Source organism: Kitasatospora sp. NPDC002551, from assembly GCF_040296005.1.
GTDB lineage: Bacteria > Actinomycetota > Actinomycetes > Streptomycetales > Streptomycetaceae > Kitasatospora.
In genome coordinates this window covers 13,008-30,527 of record NZ_JBEOWI010000032.1, presented here as the reverse complement: position 1 = coordinate 30,527, position 17,520 = coordinate 13,008, and the positions used below count along the sequence as shown (strand labels likewise).

General features: G+C 75.0%; 14 protein-coding genes. 5 read left to right on the top strand and 9 right to left on the bottom strand.

All coding sequences use genetic code 11. The features are described 5' to 3' along the window. Window positions 1-73 precede the first annotated feature (73 nt). The 5 genes from ABT093_RS25060 to ABT093_RS25040 form a co-directional block, all read right to left on the bottom strand. Complete coding sequence (locus ABT093_RS25060; protein WP_350568267.1) at window positions 74-232, bottom strand: hypothetical protein; 159 nt, start codon at window positions 230-232, stop codon at window positions 74-76. Then, window positions 229-2,136 (bottom strand): alpha/beta hydrolase family protein, encoded by a 1,908-nt coding sequence (locus tag ABT093_RS25055; RefSeq protein WP_350568265.1) that lies wholly within the window; start codon window positions 2,134-2,136, stop codon window positions 229-231. The genes ABT093_RS25060 and ABT093_RS25055 overlap by 4 nt, the downstream gene beginning before the upstream one ends. Before the next feature lie 280 nt (window positions 2,137-2,416). Further along, window positions 2,417-2,752, bottom strand: coding sequence for a hypothetical protein (locus ABT093_RS25050; protein WP_350568263.1), 336 nt, complete (start codon window positions 2,750-2,752; stop codon window positions 2,417-2,419). Between the two features lie 119 nt (window positions 2,753-2,871). After that, the gene (locus ABT093_RS25045) at window positions 2,872-3,729 is read right to left on the bottom strand and encodes a thermonuclease family protein (RefSeq protein WP_350568261.1); all 858 of its coding nucleotides are present in this window, start codon (window positions 3,727-3,729) and stop codon (window positions 2,872-2,874) included. Window positions 3,730-3,875: 146 nt separating this feature from the next. Next, window positions 3,876-4,940, bottom strand: coding sequence for a class I SAM-dependent methyltransferase (locus tag ABT093_RS25040; RefSeq protein ID WP_350568259.1), 1,065 nt, complete (start codon window positions 4,938-4,940; stop codon window positions 3,876-3,878). 271 nt (window positions 4,941-5,211) lie between these two features. On the opposite strand from ABT093_RS25040, the gene ABT093_RS25035 reads away from it, so the two are divergent. Beyond that, complete coding sequence (locus tag ABT093_RS25035) at window positions 5,212-6,261, top strand: alcohol dehydrogenase catalytic domain-containing protein (RefSeq protein ID WP_350568257.1); 1,050 nt, start codon at window positions 5,212-5,214, stop codon at window positions 6,259-6,261. 78 nt (window positions 6,262-6,339) lie between these two features. Here ABT093_RS25035 and ABT093_RS25030 read toward each other — a convergent pair whose 3' ends face one another. The 3 genes from ABT093_RS25030 to ABT093_RS25020 form a co-directional block, all read right to left on the bottom strand. Continuing rightward, window positions 6,340-8,799, bottom strand: coding sequence for a glycoside hydrolase family 3 C-terminal domain-containing protein (locus ABT093_RS25030; protein ID WP_350568254.1), 2,460 nt, complete (start codon window positions 8,797-8,799; stop codon window positions 6,340-6,342). Window positions 8,800-8,880: 81 nt separating this feature from the next. Next, window positions 8,881-10,188: an MFS transporter gene (locus ABT093_RS25025; RefSeq protein ID WP_350568251.1), complete on the bottom strand. Its 1,308-nt coding sequence runs from the start codon at window positions 10,186-10,188 to the stop codon at window positions 8,881-8,883. A gap of 25 nt (window positions 10,189-10,213) precedes the next feature. Next, window positions 10,214-11,467, bottom strand: a complete 1,254-nt coding sequence (locus ABT093_RS25020; RefSeq protein WP_350568248.1) for a glycoside hydrolase family 1 protein — start codon at window positions 11,465-11,467, stop codon at window positions 10,214-10,216. Between the two features lie 97 nt (window positions 11,468-11,564). Here ABT093_RS25020 and ABT093_RS25015 point away from each other — a divergent pair, with 97 nt between their 5' ends. Then, window positions 11,565-12,767 (top strand): TetR/AcrR family transcriptional regulator, encoded by a 1,203-nt coding sequence (locus ABT093_RS25015; protein ID WP_350568246.1) that lies wholly within the window; start codon window positions 11,565-11,567, stop codon window positions 12,765-12,767. 49 nt (window positions 12,768-12,816) lie between these two features. Here ABT093_RS25015 and ABT093_RS25010 read toward each other — a convergent pair whose 3' ends face one another. Further along, the gene (locus ABT093_RS25010) at window positions 12,817-13,473 is read right to left on the bottom strand and encodes a hypothetical protein (protein ID WP_350568243.1); all 657 of its coding nucleotides are present in this window, start codon (window positions 13,471-13,473) and stop codon (window positions 12,817-12,819) included. A gap of 184 nt (window positions 13,474-13,657) precedes the next feature. On the opposite strand from ABT093_RS25010, the gene ABT093_RS25005 reads away from it, so the two are divergent. The 3 genes from ABT093_RS25005 (at window position 13,658) to ABT093_RS24995 (ending at window position 17,454) form a co-directional block, all read left to right on the top strand. Further along, window positions 13,658-14,470 (top strand): LmbU family transcriptional regulator, encoded by an 813-nt coding sequence (locus tag ABT093_RS25005; protein ID WP_350568366.1) that lies wholly within the window; start codon window positions 13,658-13,660, stop codon window positions 14,468-14,470. 254 nt (window positions 14,471-14,724) lie between these two features. After that, on the top strand, window positions 14,725-15,516 hold the full coding sequence (locus ABT093_RS25000; protein ID WP_350568241.1) for a phytanoyl-CoA dioxygenase family protein: 792 nt from the start codon (window positions 14,725-14,727) through the stop codon (window positions 15,514-15,516). Between the two features lie 45 nt (window positions 15,517-15,561). Beyond that, window positions 15,562-17,454, top strand: coding sequence for an NAD-dependent epimerase/dehydratase family protein (locus tag ABT093_RS24995; protein WP_350568238.1), 1,893 nt, complete (start codon window positions 15,562-15,564; stop codon window positions 17,452-17,454). Window positions 17,455-17,520: the final 66 nt, after the last annotated feature.

Genomic DNA, 17,520 nt, shown 5'->3' with positions numbered 1-17,520 from the left:
CGTTTCTGTCGTTCGCGGGCGGTCGGCGAGGTGTCGCTCCGGGGCGCCTGCGGTGCCCCGGAGCGACGGTGCATCACTTCTTGGACTCCGGCTTCGGCTTCGGCTGCCCCTTCAGGGCAGGCGCGACCGGCGCGGCCTTGGTGATGTCGAGCGCGAAGTTCTGGACGATGACGGCGCCCCGGTCACGCTCCGGGGTGCTGATCGGGTCGTTCTGAATGCTGCGTCGCTTCATGGCTGTTCACCTCCTTCCATCGGTTCGGCGGGAACCCCGGGACGGTCGCCCCGGGGTGGTCGGGGGAGCGGTGCCGGCCAGGCCCGCTCGGCGAAGCGGACCATCGCGGCCAGCACCGACCGGTGGTCGGCGGTCCGGCGGCTGTAGTGGCCGCCGTCCACCCAGAGCAGCTCGTACGGCACCGCCAGCCGGCGCAGGTCCGCGGCGTATCCCGCCACCTGGTCGGGCGGGCACCGCTCGTCGGTCCGCGAGGCGACCAGCAGGACGGGCGAGCGGACCCGGTGCACGTACGACCTCGGGTCCGCCGCGCGGTAGCGCTCGGGCACCTCCTCCGGCGTCCCGCCGAAGAGCTGCCGGTCGAGCGCGCGCAGCGCGGGGGTGGTGGCGCGGTAGGCGGCGGGGTAGTCCGCGATCGGCTGGGCGGCCATGCCGAGCGACCACAGCTCCGGCTGCGCGCCCATCGCCAGCAGGGTCAGGTAGCCGCCCCAGGAGAAGCCGCACAGGCCGGTGCGCCGCGCGAGCGCCGTACCGTCGGCGACCAGCTCCGCGCGGACGGCGGCCAGGTCCTCGATCTGGGCCAGCCCGACCCGGTGGCCGTAGTCGTGCTGCCAGCGGGCGCCGTAGCCGGTCGAGCCTCGGTAGTTGGTGCGCACCACGGCGAAGCCGCGGCCGACCAGGGCGTTCACCCGCGGGTCGTAGGAGTCCCGGTCGTGGGTGGCGGGGCCGCCGTGCACCAGGAAGAGGGTCGGCCAGGGGCCGGGGCCGGCCGGGGTGCTGACGAAGCTGTGGATCCGCCCGTACGGGCGGGGCGTCCAGCGCCGGCTGCGGGAGGTGTCGTCCCGGTCCGGGCCGGGGTGGTCCGCCGGCTGCGTACCGGGGCGCAGGACCAGCGGGCGGGGCGGTGTGGACTCCCGGCTCCAGACGCAGTGCAGGGCGCCGTCCGGGGCGCAGGACAGGTCGTGGATGGTGCCGCCGGGGGTGCTGATCTCCCGGACGGGCGGGGCGTGTTCCGCCTGTCGCCGTGCTGTGGGGCCCGGTTCGGTCGGTCCCGGCTCCGTCGGCCCCGGTGCGGTCGGGCCCGGTGCGGCCGGCAGGCCGAGGTCGGCGAGGAGCAGCCGGCTCCGCCCGGCCCGCTCGTGCTGGATCAGCACCCCGCGCGGCCCCCGGTACCAGCCGGCCGTGATCTGAGAGTCGAAGGACAGGCCCGGGTACCCGCGCAGCCCCGTGCCCGCCCGCCAGGTGGCGACGGTGTACCGCTCGTCCTCCTCGACCACCAGCAGCAGTTCCGGCTCGGATATCGCGAGCGGGTTGAACTCGATCGGCCAGAGCCGCCGGCGGCGGTCCCCGGCGAGCCGCAGCCGGCCGTCGGCCCGCGCGTCCGTCGGCCACAGGACCACCGCGTCGTCCCCGTCGGGCCGGCCACCGAGGGCGAGCAGCCGGCCGTCCGGCGACAGATCGGCCAGGCCCAGGTAGCCGGGCGCGGAACCGATCAGCCGCGCCTCGCCCGCGGGCGGTCCGACGTAGCAGTGCGAGGTGTCGTCGACGCCGACGGCCACCGCCGCGAGCGCGCCGGTCCGGTCGAAGGCGACGCCGTACGGCCGCCCCGGCGGTACGCCGAGCAGTGCCGAGCCGTCCGTGCCGTCGGAGCCGTTCGCCGCGCCGGTGAACGGCTCGCGCCGCCAGCGTCCCTCCCCGGCGCTGTCGGTGTCGAACCACCAGATGGCCTCGCCGTCCGGCTCGATCTCGCTCAGGTGGACGCCGCCCGGCCGGTCGGTGACCACCCGGCGCCGGCCCGTCCCCAGGTCCCAGGCGACGGCCTGCCAGCGCTCCTCGACGAGCCGCGTCTCGACCGCGCGGTCGGCCGCGAGCGCGGCGAAGCCGGGGGACTGGAACGCCTGCGTCACGGGCCCGGCCTTTCCGCCTCGATGGTGGGAACAGGCTGCGCTGAACGTTCCGGGGCCAGCGAACTGGCGTGGGGGAAAGACCGTTTGTGGAGGATCGCGGACACTCTAGGGGGGTGCCGTGGCGGTGTACAGACACCTCGCACGGTTGGCCGAAAGGCGGCCGGGGTGAAGACCGTCCGGCGGAGGTGTGAAAGCACCGGGAACGTGCGGTGGGGGAACGTGAAGGCCGGCGGGTGGCGGACCGGAACCACCGTCCCCACCACCCGCCCCGTGACGGGGTTCAGCGGATGCACATCACCGTCGAGGTGGCCGTCCACCACCCCATGGACTGCCGCACGTCGGAGCCCCAGCGGTAGCACTGGCTCCGCTGCCAGCCGGCGATCTGGGCGTGCGTGAGGGCCACGTTGGTGGCGCTCGTGATGGCCGAGTCCATCGAGCCGCCGGTCCCGCTGCCGGTGAAGGACGCCGACTCGGTCGCGGTGATCGCCTCGCTCGGGCCGCCCGCGCGGGCACCGGCCGACGCGGCCTGGGCGGAGCCCACCCCGGCGAGGAGACAGGCCGAGGCGGCGAGGGCCCCGGCGGTGACGCGCAGACGGAGGGTGGAGGTACGGCCCATGGGAACTCCTCGATGCTGGGGCAGCCGGCGGTCGGCACCTGGAGACAGGTTCGCCGCGGGCGCCGTGCCGGGCCAAGGCCCTTCGACCACCGTCGAATTCGGACCGCCGTGCCCGGGGCTCAGCTCTCGGAGTAGACGGTGTCCTCGGGTTGCGCGGTCATCCGCACGGCCGAGCCGTTGATGATCTGGACCAGGGGCACGAGGCTCAGCTGCTTGGTCCTCGTCGACAGGACCTCGACGTTGTCCTCCTTGCCCGCGAGGTAGGCGGGGAAGCAGGTCAGCGACTGCTCGACCAGGTTGAAGTGGTCGACCAGCCGCCGGAACAGCTTCGGGAGGATGACCACCTCGGTGAGGGAGGCCATGCCGTTGACGAACGCGCCGGCGGGGGCGGTGGTCGCGTCGAGCGGCCACAGGCCGAGGCCGGCCTCGCGGGCCTGGCGGGTGACGGTGGCGAGTTCGTTCCGGAGGTCGCGGAGCAGCTTGTCGTAGAAGCCGGGGTAGACCAGGCCGGTCTTGAGCAGGTGGTGGTTGGCGGTGGTCTGCAGCAGCGGCACGTCCACCTGCAGGTCGGTGCCGTCGGCGCCGGGCGGGGTGCCGGTGCCCAGCAGGGCGACGCAGCGCTTGAACGGGTCCCCGCCCTGGGTGAGGATCCACCCCGGGGTCTGCGGCGGGGTGGCGGAGACGACCTTCTGCCCGACGCGCTGGACGTTGCTGAACCCGAGGAAGGTCAGCAGCTCCTGCGCGGCCTTGTCGCCGAACTCGGCGGGCTGGCGGATCCGCGGCCCGGTCCGGTCGTAGTGGGTCTCCAGGGCGTCGACGCCTTCGAGCCTGACCCTGGCGACGCCGTTCTTGACCTCGACCGGGGCGTCCTTGAGCTTGTCGAAGGCGAGCGGATCGGTGGGGACGAAGTGAATGGTGTCGCCGTCCGGTTCGGTACCGATGATCCGGTACTCGCCGACGACCAGCAGCATGGCCATGGCAGCCCCTTGGTGGTGGGAGGGCGGCGCCAGGGATGCGATCGGCGTCCGCCGGTTCGTACCCGGTGGGAGTTCACCGTGAGTCGTCACTTCCCCGCGAGGCGGGAAGGCGTCGCCACTGTACGTTCACGTTCGATCGGCTTCAATCACTGCCGCCCCGGCGCGCCGCCCGCCGGCACGCCCGGCGGTCCCTGCGCCGGCCCTGCGCCGGCGACGGCGACGACGGCGACGCGGGGGAGTTCGGCGACGAAGCCGGTGGTGGCGGGGCGGACGAGGGGGCGGGTGGGGGCCGTGAGAGGGGTGGGGAGGGCGGCGAGGTGGGCGGTGTGGTCGAAGACGGTGGTGATCAGGTGCCAGGCCGCCTCGGTGCCGAGGCCGGTGAAGTGGTCGGTCAGCCCGTAGGTGTCGGCGAGGTAGGTCACCAGGGCGGCCCGGGCCTGCTCCGGGGTGGCGGCGTGGACGGTGACCGGGTCGTAGACGTCGAGCAGTCGCGGCGTGAGCGGGTGGGGCGCGAACAGGTCGAGCAGTTCGGCGCGGGTGAGGTGCGGGTAGTCGTGGCCGGTGGCACCGTGGCGGTCGACGACGGTGCGGAAGAAGTCGGCCATCGGGCTGTGCGGCTCGAAGTCGTGCACGACCACCCGGCCGCCGGGCCGCAAAACCCGTACCGCCTCCGCCACGGCCGTGGGCCGGACCGCCGCCGGGATGTGGTGGGTGCCGTAGGCCAGGAGGACGGCGTCCACCGTGCGGTCGGCCAGCATCAGCCGGTCGGCGGACTGCCGCACCGCCGGCAGGCCGTGGGCCAGGGCGGCGCCGACCATCGGGCCGCAGATGTCGCCGGTGAGCACCCGCAGGCCGTCCGGGGACTCCCGCGGGCGGGCGGCCACGGCGCGGGCCAGCAGCCCGTCGCCGCCCAGCACGTCCAGCAGCCGCACCTCGCCGCCGCCGGCGGCGGGACGCGGGGCGGCCAGGTGCAGGAGGCGGCGGGCACCGGTCCAGCGGACCAGCGGATCCCGGTGGGCCTGCCGGTAGGAGTCCCCGCGCCCGGTGCGGTCGGAGTCGAACTCGTTGGACAGCGCGCAGAGCCGCTCCACCTCGCCGGCCCTGCCGAGCCGACCCTCGTCGAGGAGGGGGCGCCAGTGGGGATGCGCGGAGGCGATGTGCCCGAGGTACTCCTCCAGGGTCATCGCGGGCAGATAGGACGGCGCGAGCATGGGGGCTTCCCCTTGTCGGGTGCGGACGGTGGTGCTTTGTGTACATACGGTGCCACCGTTCGCGCTCCGGCACCATCGGGGGCGGCGGACCGCGCGCCGGGCAGGCGGATGGGCCCCGACCTATCCTGACGCAAGGGACCGGGGAGTTTCCGCCGTCCGGCTCCGCGGCGGCACCGGCGCACCGGGCCCGACCTCCGCACCCCCGCCGGGCACGGCACGGCCGGCCGGGTGCGGCCACCGCTGCCCGAGCACGAAGGCTGAGGACTCCCCGATGACGGCCACCCCCACCCCCACCCCCGCCGGCGGCGCCGGGCGCGCCGTTCGGCTCGCCGCCCCGGGCGCGGCGCCCGAACTGGCCGAGGTCCCGCTGCGCGAGCCCGGGCCCGGGGAGGTCCGCGTCCGCGTCCAGGCGTGCGGCGTCTGCCACTCCGACCTCCTGATCGCCGGCGGTCACCTGCCCGGCACGACCTTCCCGGTCACCCCCGGGCACGAGATCGCCGGGCGGATCGACGCGCTCGGCGACGGCGTGCGGGGCCGGCGGGTCGGCGACCGGGTCGCCGTCGGCTGGTACGGCGGCAGCTGCGGGCACTGCGACGCCTGCCGCGAGGGCGACGGCATCCACTGCCGCGAGCTGCGGATCCCCGGCGTCGCCTACCCGGGCGGCTTCGCCGACAGCGTCGTCGTCCCGGCCATGGCACTGGCGGCGATCCCCGACGGGCTGACGGCCGTCGAGGCCGCGCCGCTCGCCTGCGCGGGCGTGACCGTCTTCAACGCCCTGCGGCGCAGCGCCGCCCGCCCCGGTGACACCGTCGCCGTCCTGGGCGTCGGAGGCCTCGGCCACCTGGGTGTCCGGTTCGCCCACGCGATGGGTTTCCGGACCGTCGCCGTCGCCCGCGGTACCGAGAAGGAGCCGCTGGCCCACGAACTCGGCGCGGACCACTACGTCGACAGCACCGCCGGTGACGTGGCCGAGGCCCTGCGCTCGCTCGGCGGCGCGAAGGTGGTGCTGGCCACCGTCACCCACGCCGGCGCCATGTCCGCCACCGTCGACGGCCTCGCCCGCCGGGGCGAACTCGTCATCGTCGGCGTCACGGCCGAGCCGCTCTCGATCAGCCCCCTGCAGCTGATGACCGGCGACCGCCGGGTCTACGCCCACTCCTCCGGCACGGCCACCGACACCCAGGACACCCTGCGCTTCGCCGCGCAGAGCGGCGTCCGCGCGTGGACCGAGGAGGTGCCGCTGGAGGACGCCGGCGCCGCCGTCTCGAGGATGGCCGGCGGCCGGGCCCGCTTCCGCATGGTCCTCACCACTGGCCACTGAGCCCTTCCGCCCCGCGCCCGCGTGGGCCGCCGTGGGACCGGTGGCGGACGCCGGTCCCACGGGCGGCTCCACGGGTGGTTACGCCCGGCCGGCCGCGGGGGCGACCGTGACGGTGTGGCCGGGATCGGCGGCGGAGGTCGCCAGCCGCAGGGTGAAGGCGCCGGGCTCGGTGGTCCAGGCGTGGGCGTCGGTGTCCCAGTGCTGGAAGGCCCGCGGAGCGATCTCGATGCGGGCGAGCACCCGCTCGCCGGCCCGGGCGCGGACGGCGGTGAAGCCGGCGAGCCAGGCGACCGGCCGCTCGACGGTCGACTCCGGGCGGGACAGGTAGGCCTGGAGGACCTGCTTGCCCGGCCGGGCGCCGGTGTTGGTGACGTCCGCCAGCACGACGACGCGGTCCCCGTCGAGGCTGACGGTGGGCCCCTCGATCCGCCAGGTGGTGTAGCCGAGGCCGGAGCCGAACGGCAGCGCCGGCCCGCGGCCACCGGCCCGCCCGAGCTTGAGCCAGGCGCGGTAGCCGAGATGGAGGCCCTCGGCGTAGGTGAGCCGGCCCTCCTGCGGCTCGACCCGCCAGACCGGCACGTCCTCCTCGCGGGCGGGCCAGGTGGTGGGCAGCCGCCCGCCGGGCTCGCGGGCGCCGGTGAGGACGTCGGCGAGCGCGGCGCCGAACTCCTGGCCGGGGAACCAGGACAGGACGACGGCGGCCACCTCGTCGAGCCAGGGCATCAGCACCGGGGCGCCGGAGTTGACGACCACGACCGTGCGGGGGTTGACCTCGGCGACGCGGCGCACCAGTTCGTCCTGGCCCTCGGGCAGGCCGAGGCCCGGACGGTCGAAGCCCTCCGACTCCAGGGTCTCGGTGGTGCCGACGACCACGACGGCGACGTCGCTGGCGGCGGCCACCTCGACCGCCCGCCGGAACTCCTCGGCCGGGTCGCCGAAGAGGTCCCTGTAGCCGAGCTGGACCATCGCGACGGGGAAGCCGCCCGGGAGATCCGGGCGGTAGGTCAGACGCAGCTCGACGCTCCGGCCCTGGCGCAGGTCGCGGGAGAGCGTCCGGGCCGGGGGGTTCAGGATCGCGGTGACGGGGTCGCCGCCGGGGACGGCGAGCGTGTCGGTGCTGACGGTCTCGCCGTCGATCTCGAAGGTGAAGCCGCCGACCCCGGCGAAACCGAGGTCGTGCCGGCCGTCGCGCTCGGCGGTGAGGCGGGTGGTCAGCTCGACGCGGTCGGCCGTGGCCAGGCGCGGGTCGCCGAGCCAGGCGAGGCGGCCGGAGGGGATGATCTCCTCGGCGAACGCGGTACCGTCCTGGTCGAGGTAGCGGACGCGGACCCCGTCGGCGCCCGAGACCGGGTCGGTGACCGTGCCCCGGGCGAAGGCGTGCAGTTCGTCGGCCGGCGGCAGGCCGGGCGCGAAGGTGACGGCGTGCTCGCCGTAGGCGTTCCGCAGTCCTTCGAGCGGCGTGACGACGTGGTACGGGAACACCGACGCCGATCCGCCGCCCTGGGCCCGGGCGCGCAGGGCGTGCTGCCCGATCACGCCGACCGTCAGCCCGTCCCGGGGCTCGACCGGCAGGGTGCCGTCGTTGCGGGCGAGCACCATGCCGTCGGCGGCGGTCTCGCGCAGCAGGTCCGCGACGGCGGTCCGGTCCCAGGGCTCGACCGGGGCGGCCGCGGGGCCGCTCTCCAGGGCGCCGACCCGCGAGGCGAGCAGCAGCAGCCGGGCGACCTTCTCGTCGATCGCGCTCTCCGGGACCCGTCCGGCCTTCACGGCCCCGACCAGCGCCGCGCCCCAGGGCCCGTCCGGGCCGGGCATGACGAGGTCCTGTCCCGAGGCGGCCGACGGCTCGGTGTCGCGCACCGCCCCCCAGTCGGAGACGACGACGCCGTCGAAGCCCCACTCGTCCTTCAGCGGGTCCCGCAGCAGTGGGTTGGCGGACATCGTCACGCCGTTGACGGTGTTGTAGGCGGACATCACCAGCCAGGCGCCCTCGTTGACCATCCGCTCGAAGGGGGCCAGGTAGACCTCGCGCAGGGTCCGCTCGTCCGCGTGGACGTCGACGGTGAAGCGGTCGGTCTCGGAGTCGTTGGCGACGTAGTGCTTCGCCGTGGTCGCGACACCGTGCGCCTGCACGGCGGCGACGTAGGCCGCGCCGAACTCGCCGGTGAGGTAGGGGTCCTCGCTGAACGCCTCGAAGTGGCGCCCGCCGCGGGGCGAACGGTGCAGGTTGACCGTCGGGCCGAGCACGACGTCGACGTTCTTGGCCCGGGCCTCGGCGGCGATCAGGGCGCCGAGCCGGCGGACCTGCTCCAGGTCCCAGGTGGCGGAGACGCAACTCGCCGAGGGAAGGCTGGCCGAGGGATCGCGGTCGTCCATCGCGGTGCCGCGCACGCCGGTCGGACCGTCGGAGACGACGATGGAGCGCAGGCCCACGGCGGGTTCGTCGTGCAGCGACCACATGGACGCGCCGGTCAGCAGGCGGACCTTCTGCTCAAGGGTGAGGCGCTCGACCAGCGCAGTGATGGGCGGGGTGGTGAACATCGCCGCGTCCTTTCACAACAGGGGGAGGGTGGGTGGTTCGGGTGGTCCGGGTGGTTCGGGGGTCCCGGCGGGGCGATCCGGTCAGCGGACGCTGCGGATCGGGAGGACGGAGAGCGCGCCGAGCAGCGCGATCACCCCGACCACCGGGTAGAGCGCGGCGTAGCTGCCGAAGGCGTGGACCACGCCCGCGGCCACGACCGGTGCGACGGTGTTGGGCAGGGTGGCGGCGAGGTTGAGCACGCCGAGGTCCTTGCCGAAGTCGTCCGGGTTCGGCAGCACGCTGCTCATCAGCGCCTGGTCGACCGCGATGAACGCCCCGAAGCCGGAGGCGACCACGAGAGCGGACAGCGCGAGTCCGAGCACCGACGGCAGCAGGAGCGGGATCAGGGCACCGGACGTGATGAGCAGCCCGGCGGCGAGCACCACGGGCTTACGCCGGCCGATGCGGTCGGAGAGGGGACCGGCGACCGCCGTGGCGACGATGACGCCGGGCAGTGCGGCGAGCCCGAGCAGCGGGACGGTCCGGGTCGCCTCGTCCAGGCTCAGGCCGAGGTAATCCTGGGCCAGGTACAGCTGGTAGGTGTTCAGCATCGCGTAGCCGCCGAACAGCAGGAGGCGTCCGGCGAAGCCCCAGAAGAAGTCGGGATGGCGGACCGGGTTGACCCAGAAGGCGGCGAGGAAGGCCCGCGGCGAGAACGGCTTGCGTGGTTCACCGCGGTTGTCCCGCTCGGGCACGAGGACGACGAACAGCACGATGCCGAGCAGGACGGCACCGGCCATGAGCGCGTAGCCGAGCGGGAGGTCGTCGGCGAACGCCGAACCGACGGCGGGGCCGGCGACGGAGCCGAGGAGCACGCCGAGGCCCACGCCGGTCGAGTACCGACCGCGCAGCCGTTCCGGAATCCGGTCGGGCAGCAGCGCGGAGAACGGTCCCTGGGAGGCGTTGAACCCGAACTGCACCAGCATGACGCAGACGGTCAGCGCGGCCACGTTCGGCGCGAGCCCGGCGGTGAGCAGCGCCACGGAGCCGATGAGGGCGCCGCCGAGCATCCACGGTCTTCGCGCGCCGTACCGGCCGCGGGTCCGGTCGGACAGCACGCCGACGATCGGCTGGGCCAGCATCGCGGCCACGGCGCCGAGGGCGTTGATCAGCGCGAGGTTGGAGGTCTTGGCGTCCGGGGTCAGGTGCTCGACCTGGATGGCGGCGTAGTACGTCGAGACGGCGTAGGCGACCGGGGCCGCGGCGGCGACGAACGGGGCGGCCCGGAACAGCCGCCGCAGCTCCGGCGGCACCTTGCCCTTCGGTTCCCCAGCCCGGACGTCTACCGGCGCGGGGCCGGTGACCGGCGGGGGGTCGTACGCGGGCCCGGGGTCGGTGTGCACGGACATCCTGGTCTCCGATTCGTCTGCCGGGTCACTGCGGACCGTTGCGGTGGGCGCGGGCGCGGGCACCGAGCCAGGCCAGGCTCGGCTTGGGGGTGCGGACGAAGGTCTCCCGGTCCACGGCGATCAGGCCGAAGGTGGGCGCGTAGCGGCCCCACTCGTAGTTGTCGAGCGCCGACCAGTGCAGGTAGCCGCGCACGTCGAGGCCGTCCGCGACGGCGGCCTCCAGGTGGCCGAGCGCCTCGGTGGTGTAGGCGATCCGCCGGGTGTCGTCGTCGGTGGCGATGCCGTTCTCGGTGACCAGCAGGGGCACGCCGCCGGCCTCCTCCCAGGCGCGGCGCAGCGAGGTGCCGAGGGCGTCGGGGCGGTACGCCCAGCCGGTGAGGGTGTTCTCGGGGTGCTCCGGGTGCGGCACCGGGCCGTTCGCGTCGACCGGCTGGCTGGTGTACGCCTGCACGCCGACGAAGTCGTCCTCGCGGGCGACGTCGAGGTAGAAGCCCTCCCAGCCGTGGTGGACGCGCCCGAAGACCTCTTCGTTGCCGGGGGTGGGGGTGAAGGACTGCTGCGCGACCGTCCAGCCGGCCTTGGCGTTCGTCGTCCCGCGCACCACCTCGACGGCGCGGCGGTGCACCTGGGCGAGCGTGTCGCCGAGTGCCTGGTCGGGGCGGACTCCGGCCAGCGCCGTCGCCAGCTCGGTGGCGGCCTGCCCGTCGGCCTGCCCGCCCTCCTGGCCGCCGTCCGCCGTGCCGGCCTGCCGGCTGCCCGTGGCGTTCAGGAGGACGTCCTGGATGCTCGCGAACACGGCGAGCATGTTCGGCTCGTTGATCGTGCAGACCCACTCCACGTCCCGCAGCGCGGTGGAGACGAACTCGATGTAGCGGGCGAACCGGTCGGCCGCGTCGGGGCGCCGCCAGCCGCCGGACTCGGCGAACCACCGCGGCAGGGTGAAGTGCTGGAGCGTCACGACCGGCGCCAGGCCCAGCTCGTGGGCGGTGTCGACCATGCGGCGGTAGTGGTCCCGCTCGGCCCGGGAGAACTGCCCGTCCGCCGGTTCGATCCGCGCCCACTCGAAGCCGAAGCGGTAGGCGTTCAGGCCGGCGTCCGCCAGCAGCTTCATGTCCTCGGCGTAGCGGTGGTAGCTGTCGACCGCGTCGCCGCTGCGGTCGGGGAACGGGGAGCCGGGGGCGTTCTCCATCGCCCACCAGTCCGCGTTCACGTTGTTGCCCTCGATCTGGTGCGGGGAGGTGGAGGCTCCCCAGAGGAAGTCCTCGCGCAAGCCGGCCATGCCGGTCTCCTTCGGTCGCAGGTCCGCCCGTGGGCCGAAAAGTTACCACGTTGGTGGTAAGGTTTGGGAAGGGTAACACAGGCGCGATACTGGAGCGATGGCGATGAAACGGGGCAGCTATCGGACCGGGCGCGAGCGCGTCGAGCGCATCCTGGACGCCTCCCACGAGCTGTTCGTCCAGGCGGGCTACCGGGCCACCTCGCTGCGCGACATCGCGGCGGCCTCGGGGATCTCCCATCCGGCGCTGCTGCGCCACTTCGGCTCCAAGGAGGAGATCCTCACGGCGCTCGTCGAGCGCATCGACCGCCGGCACGGGAACTGGCTCGAGAACGGCGTGGACGACGGGGGGCCGCGGGTCTCCGTGGTCGCGGCGGCCCGGCGCAACGAGGCCGAGGCCGGGTGGATTCCGCTGTTCACCGCCCTGCTCGGCGAGGCGACCAGCCCCGAGCACCCGGGCCACGAGCTCATGCGGACCCGCCGGCGGCTCGGCAGCCGGCTGGGCGTCCGGCTGCTCGGCGGCCAGGGCGGCGACGAGCGTTCCGTGAAGCTCGCCGTCCAGCGGCTCGGCGCGGTGTGGGACGGCCTGCAGATCCTCTCGCTCTACTTCCCCGGGCGGATCGACATCCCCGGCCGGCTGGCCGACTTCGAGGACGACCTGAGGGCGAACGGGATTCCCCCCGCGCCCCCGGCGCCGGTGCGCGGACCCGACGCGTCGCCGGGGGGAGAGGCGACCGGGGAGGCGGCCGCGGGGCCGGAGCCGACGCCGCGCGCCCGGGCGTTCGAGAGCGCGGCCCGCCTCTACGCGGCCCACGGGTACTACGGGACCTCGATGCAGGCCGTGGCCGACGGGGCCGGCCTGACCAAGGCGGCGCTGGTGCACATCGCCCCGACGAAGCGCGCGCTGCTCGACCTGGTGGTCGCCGAGCTCACGGCCCCCGCGCCGGACGAGGCCGATCCCGGCAGCCGGCTGAAGGCGCTCCTCGACCGCCCCCGCTGGCAGTCGGCCGCGGAGATGGTGCTGATGTGCGAGGCCACCGTGCCGTCCCACCCCGCACACGCCCTGATGGCCGGTCGGCTCGAGTACAGCCTCTCCAGCACCGTGCGTGACCTCGCGTCAGCCGGATCGCCGGCGGAGGAGGGGGAGCGGCAGGCGGCGGCGCAGTGGCTCGTCGCGCTCGCGCTCGGCGCGCTGATCGCCTGGCTCTACGAACCCGGGGACGTCGAGTTGGGCACCCTCATCGAGGAGGCGGTCCCGCCGCGCCCGCGCGCCCGCGTCGCATGCGAGGCGCCGGCGGGCTGACGGCGAAGCGCCCGGGGGCCGCCGCGGCCCCCGGGCGCTTCGGCGGCGGCTACCGGGCCCCCGCGCCGGGGCCCTCGGCCGGCTCCAGGGCGAAGGCGACCATCTCCCGGTAGGCGGGATCCGGCACGTCGTCGGCGGAGAACCAGTCGCCGGCGCCGGTCCGTTCCTCCCAGGCCAGCTGCGCGCGGCCGAGCGCGTCGACCAGCTCGGAGGCCAGCCGTCCGGCCTCGAAGAGGTCCTGGTCGGTCGACTGCGAACTGGCGCCGACGATCTGGCCGCGGATCTCGGCGGAGTGCCCGTAGCGGAACCCGCCGGCGCCGCACAGGTGGGGGTCGGTCAGGACCGCCTCGCCGTAGTTGCGCCCGAGCCGGCGGTGGCCCGCGGCCTTGGCCGCCGCCTTGGGCAGGAAGCGGTGGGCGTCCTCGCCGACGGTGATCACCGCCATCACCGACCGGGCGTCGGGCACCCAGGGCCCGGCCGTCGGGTCCAGCAGGACGAAGCCCATGCTCGCCCGGGGGTAGGGGTCGCGGGGCGCGGCGCCGGCGGCGGCGGTGTGGTTGCGCCAGATGCCGGCGGCCCGCCGCAGCCCGAGGTCGAGCAGCAGTCCGGCGAAGCCCGCGTCGTCGAAGAGGTGGTGGTACGGGTTGTACCGGTGCTGGGCGCGCACGGTCAGGCCGTGCTCCGAGACGCTCTCCCGGGTGGTCACGTCGGCTCCTTCGGCAGCTCAGGGTGCCCCGGCCGCTCCGGTGGGGTCCGGGGCGGTGCGATTGTGACCACAGCGACCAGCGGGCCGCCAGATCCTTCGCCCCGGGACGGGTGACCGGCGGTGGCGGGCCGTCCCCGCCGCGGGCCGGGCGCACCCGCTCTGGTCTGCGGTTTCTGACGTGGCCATGTCCCGCCGGCGGGACGGCGGGCGGTCGCCGGGTGGTCCCCGGCCGGGGGCCGGTGCGGTGCGCCGGCGGTGGACCGCGATCCGGCCGTTCTCGATTGCTGGTCTAGACCTTGAAGCGGTGCGGTTCGTTCCCCAGAATGATCGACTGTTTCTGGACAACGGGGAGGACAGCATGCGAGGTGCGGATCGGCAGGATGTTGTGAGGATTCTGGGAAGGCGTGCCGGCAGGGGCGTCGAACTCTCCCGGGACCAGACCTCGCTCACCCTCCCGGCGCGCATTCCGATCGACACGTGGATGCGCATCGGTCAGGACCTCGGGGCTGCCGCGGATTCCACCACCTGGTGGCTCGGTGACTGGCTCGTCTACGGCCAGGACCGCTATCCCGAGCGTTATCGGAAAGCCATCGACGAAACCGCGCTGGATTACCAGACACTGCGGAACTACGCCTGGATCGCCCGGAAATTCCCGCCCGGCCGCCGACGCCCGGCGCTGAGCATGCAGCACCACGCCGAAGTCGCCTCCATGGATCCCGAAGTCCAGGACAACTGGCTCGACCGGGCCCAGCAGGGCGGCTGGTCGCGCAACGAACTGCGCCGCCGGATCCGCGCCGCCACGACACCGGGCACGGGTGCGCGGCCCATCTCCGTCGAGCTCAGGCTCGCCGTCACCCAGGCCCGCCGAGGCCTCTGGGAGGATGCCGCGGACCGCGCCAACTGTGACCTGTCCGCCTGGGTGCTGGACGTCCTGGACGCCGCCGCGCGCCGCGGCACCGAGGACCGCGACCGGATGCGGATCGCCGAGGCCGGCTGACCCGGGGCCGGCACGGGCCGGCTTCCGGGCCGACGGACGACGGGCATTGACCCCGGCGAATTCCCCGCTATTTGATGGCGGGGCCGGGAAATCGGGCCGGCCCGGCCGGCGCGAATGCGGGCGGACCGTCGGCCCGCCGGCGAATCGCGAAAGGCGGCGGCGGAATGCGGCCGCCGTTCTCCGGCATGTCCGCGCGGCCCGGCCGCAGCGGATATCGACCGGCCCCGGAACCGTACACGGGAAAGGAACCAGTCATGACAGTCAGCGCACACCTCGATCTGGCGGGCGCGTTCCGCGAGGACGGATTCGTCTTCGCCGGGACACTGCTCTCCGCCGACGAAGTCGAGGCGTACCGGGAGATCTACGACCGCTTCCTCGCCGGTGAGATCGAGAGCGGCGACAAGCGCTCCGACCTCGGCTCGCACGCGCCGCGGGCCGAGGGCGCCGAGGCCGGCGTCGAGAACATCACCCAGATCATGTGGCCCTCCGCGCTCCACCCGCCGATCCTCGAACTGCCGCTGCACGAGCGGGGCCTGGCGCTCGCCCGCGAGCTGATCGGCGACGACGCGACGCTCGACTTCGACATGCTGATCCACAAGGCCCCGCACACCGCGGTGCCGACGCCCTGGCACCAGGACGCCGCGTACTGGATCGACCTGCCGGACACCCGGGCCGTCTCGATCTGGGTCGCCCTCGACGACGCCGGGCTGGACAACGGCTGCATGTGGTACGTCAAGGGCTCGCACACCCGGCCGCTGCGCCCGCACCGCCCCACCGGCGACGGCAAGAACATCGAGACCGACTGCTCGGAGGACGAGCCCGGGGCCACCGCCGTGCCGGTGACGGCAGGCCAGGGCGTCGCGCACTCCGGCAGCACCCTGCACTACTCCCGCGGCAACACCAGCGACCGGGTGCGTCGGGCGTACATCCTCAACTACCGCCCCGCGGCGATGATCCGGCTGGAGCGCGAGCAGGGGTCCGACCACGGCCTGAACGACAACGAGCGCAAGGTCCGCAACGCCGGGGCCGACCGGGCCACCGGCTGACCCGTCCTCACCGACCCCCCCCACACCCCACAACGAGGTAGCCCGATGGATGCCAGTAACGAACCGGCGCAGGTGCGGCTGAGCGGCGCGGTGATGAGTCACCCCAAGCGCGCGGAGGAGGCCCGCAGGCTCGCCGAGGCCGACCCCGGCGGCCGCGTCCGCGTGATCATGGACCCCGAGCCGGAGGGCCGGCCGACCGCCCTGCGGGTGGCACCGCTCTCCTGGTCCTGCGTGGCGCCCGACACCACCCACCACCTGGTGCTGCAGGACGACGTGGTGCTCGCCGAGGGCTTCTACGAGCACGCCGAACGCGCCGCCGCGGCGGCCCCCGGCGAGGCGATCGCCCTCTACGCGGGCTGGGAGGCCCGCAACGGCGCCGTCGCCCGGCTCGCCGCGCTCACCGGCGCGCCCTGGGCGTACACCCTCCAGGAGCACGTGCCCTGCCAGGCGCTGATGCTGCCCGCCGAGGCGGCCCGCGGCTACGCGGCCTACCAGGAGGAGCACGGCGGCGGCTGGCCGTACGACGTGGTGGTGCAGCGCTACCTGAACGCGATCGGCATGCCGGTGCGCTTCTGCACCCCCAGCACGGTGCAGCACGACGACCTGCCGAGCCTGGCCGGCAACACCTACCACGGCTTCCGCCAGGCGACCCTGTTCACCGGCGCGACGGGCCCGGCGGCCGGCGACGGACCGTGCCCGCGCTTCCCGGTGGTCCCCTTCTACCAGTACGGCGAGGCCCGCTGCGCGGTCCTGCGGGGCACCGAGTGGGAGTACCTGGAGACCGAACGGCAGCTCGCCCGCACCGGTCTGCTGGACGCCTGCCTGGCCGCCCTGCGGGCCGCCGGCCCGAAGGCGACGGCCGGGCTCCCGGCCGGCGCCGGCCGGGCCGTGTGGCTGACCGCCTTCGCCCTCGGCGCCGTCAGCGCCGACGCGCCGGAGCCGGACCCGCAGGTCGCCGCCGCCGTCATGGAGACCCTCGGATCGGGCGGCCTGTGCGAGGAGTTCACCGCCGTCGAACTGCTCGCCACGGCCCCCGCGGTGCGTGACCTCGCGCTCACCGCCCTCGCCGCCGGCCGCCGCGCCGGCGCCGACCCGGGCACCCGCGCGCCCCGCCCGGCGCCGCTCGCCCGGGTGGCCGTCACCGGTGGCGACCCGGCCTTCGCCCGGCAGCTGGCCCGGCTGCTCACCGACGCCGGCCACGAGGCCGGGCACCTGGCCGGCCGCCCGTCCGCCGGGGACCTCGACGGCGTCCGGCACGTGGTGCACCTGGGCCGCCCCGAGGAGGACGGCCTGCTGGACGACGTGCTCGCCGCCGCCGCCAAGGCCGGGACCGAGCGCGTGGTCTACGCCGGCTCCTCGGCCGTCTACCGGGGCAGCCGCGAACGGACCGTCACCGAGCAGGCCCCGGCCGACGCCCCGGCGGACCCGGTGGCCCTGGCCTGGTGGCGCGAGGAGCGGGCCGCCCTCGCCTGGGGCGCCGAGCAGGGCGTCCCCGTCCAGGTGCTGCGGCTCGCCGACCCGGTCGGCCCGCACGCGCCGCAGGACAGCCCGCTGGTGCGGTGGGTGAACCTGGCCTGGACCAGGCGCCCGCTCGCCCTCAACCCGCTGGGCCGTCACCAGGTGCTGGACCACCGCGACCTCGCCGACGCGCTGCGCGCCGTCCTGGCGGCCCCGCCCGCGCAGCCGGTGCTCAACGTCGCCTCCGCGGCCTTCGACGAGCAGGAGCTCGCCGGGTTCCTCGCCGATGTCTCGCGCCGCACACCCTGGGAGTGGGTCCAGGACCCGACGGTCGACCGCTGGACCATGGCGACCGGGCTGATCGAGACCGAACTCCACTGGCACGCCTCGGCCGCGCTCCGCGAGAGCATGCGCGCCCTCGCCCAGTGGTGGGCCTGCGACATCCACGGCGACTACACCGTGCCGGACCCCCGCGCGTAGCCGCGCGCCGGCCGGCGGCGCCCCGCCCGGCGCCGCCGGCCGCCCGCGCACCACCCGTCACCCCTC

Excerpts from the sequence above, each read along its gene's own strand:
- ABT093_RS25060 (WP_350568267.1), bottom strand. The coding sequence starts at position 232 with ATGAAGCGACGCAGCATTCAGAACGACCCGATCAGCACCCCGGAGCGT.
- ABT093_RS25050 (WP_350568263.1), bottom strand. The coding sequence starts at position 2,752 with ATGGGCCGTACCTCCACCCTCCGTCTGCGCGTCACCGCCGGGGCCCTC.
- ABT093_RS25045 (WP_350568261.1), bottom strand. The coding sequence starts at position 3,729 with ATGGCCATGCTGCTGGTCGTCGGCGAGTACCGGATCATCGGTACCGAA.
- ABT093_RS25040 (WP_350568259.1), bottom strand. The coding sequence starts at position 4,940 with ATGCTCGCGCCGTCCTATCTGCCCGCGATGACCCTGGAGGAGTACCTC.
- ABT093_RS25035 (WP_350568257.1), top strand. The coding sequence starts at position 5,212 with ATGACGGCCACCCCCACCCCCACCCCCGCCGGCGGCGCCGGGCGCGCC.
- ABT093_RS25030 (WP_350568254.1), bottom strand. The coding sequence starts at position 8,799 with ATGTTCACCACCCCGCCCATCACTGCGCTGGTCGAGCGCCTCACCCTT.
- ABT093_RS25025 (WP_350568251.1), bottom strand. The coding sequence starts at position 10,188 with ATGTCCGTGCACACCGACCCCGGGCCCGCGTACGACCCCCCGCCGGTC.
- ABT093_RS25020 (WP_350568248.1), bottom strand. The coding sequence starts at position 11,467 with ATGGCCGGCTTGCGCGAGGACTTCCTCTGGGGAGCCTCCACCTCCCCG.
- ABT093_RS25015 (WP_350568246.1), top strand. The coding sequence starts at position 11,565 with ATGGCGATGAAACGGGGCAGCTATCGGACCGGGCGCGAGCGCGTCGAG.
- ABT093_RS25005 (WP_350568366.1), top strand. The coding sequence starts at position 13,658 with ATGTCCCGCCGGCGGGACGGCGGGCGGTCGCCGGGTGGTCCCCGGCCG.
- ABT093_RS25000 (WP_350568241.1), top strand. The coding sequence starts at position 14,725 with ATGACAGTCAGCGCACACCTCGATCTGGCGGGCGCGTTCCGCGAGGAC.
- ABT093_RS24995 (WP_350568238.1), top strand. The coding sequence starts at position 15,562 with ATGGATGCCAGTAACGAACCGGCGCAGGTGCGGCTGAGCGGCGCGGTG.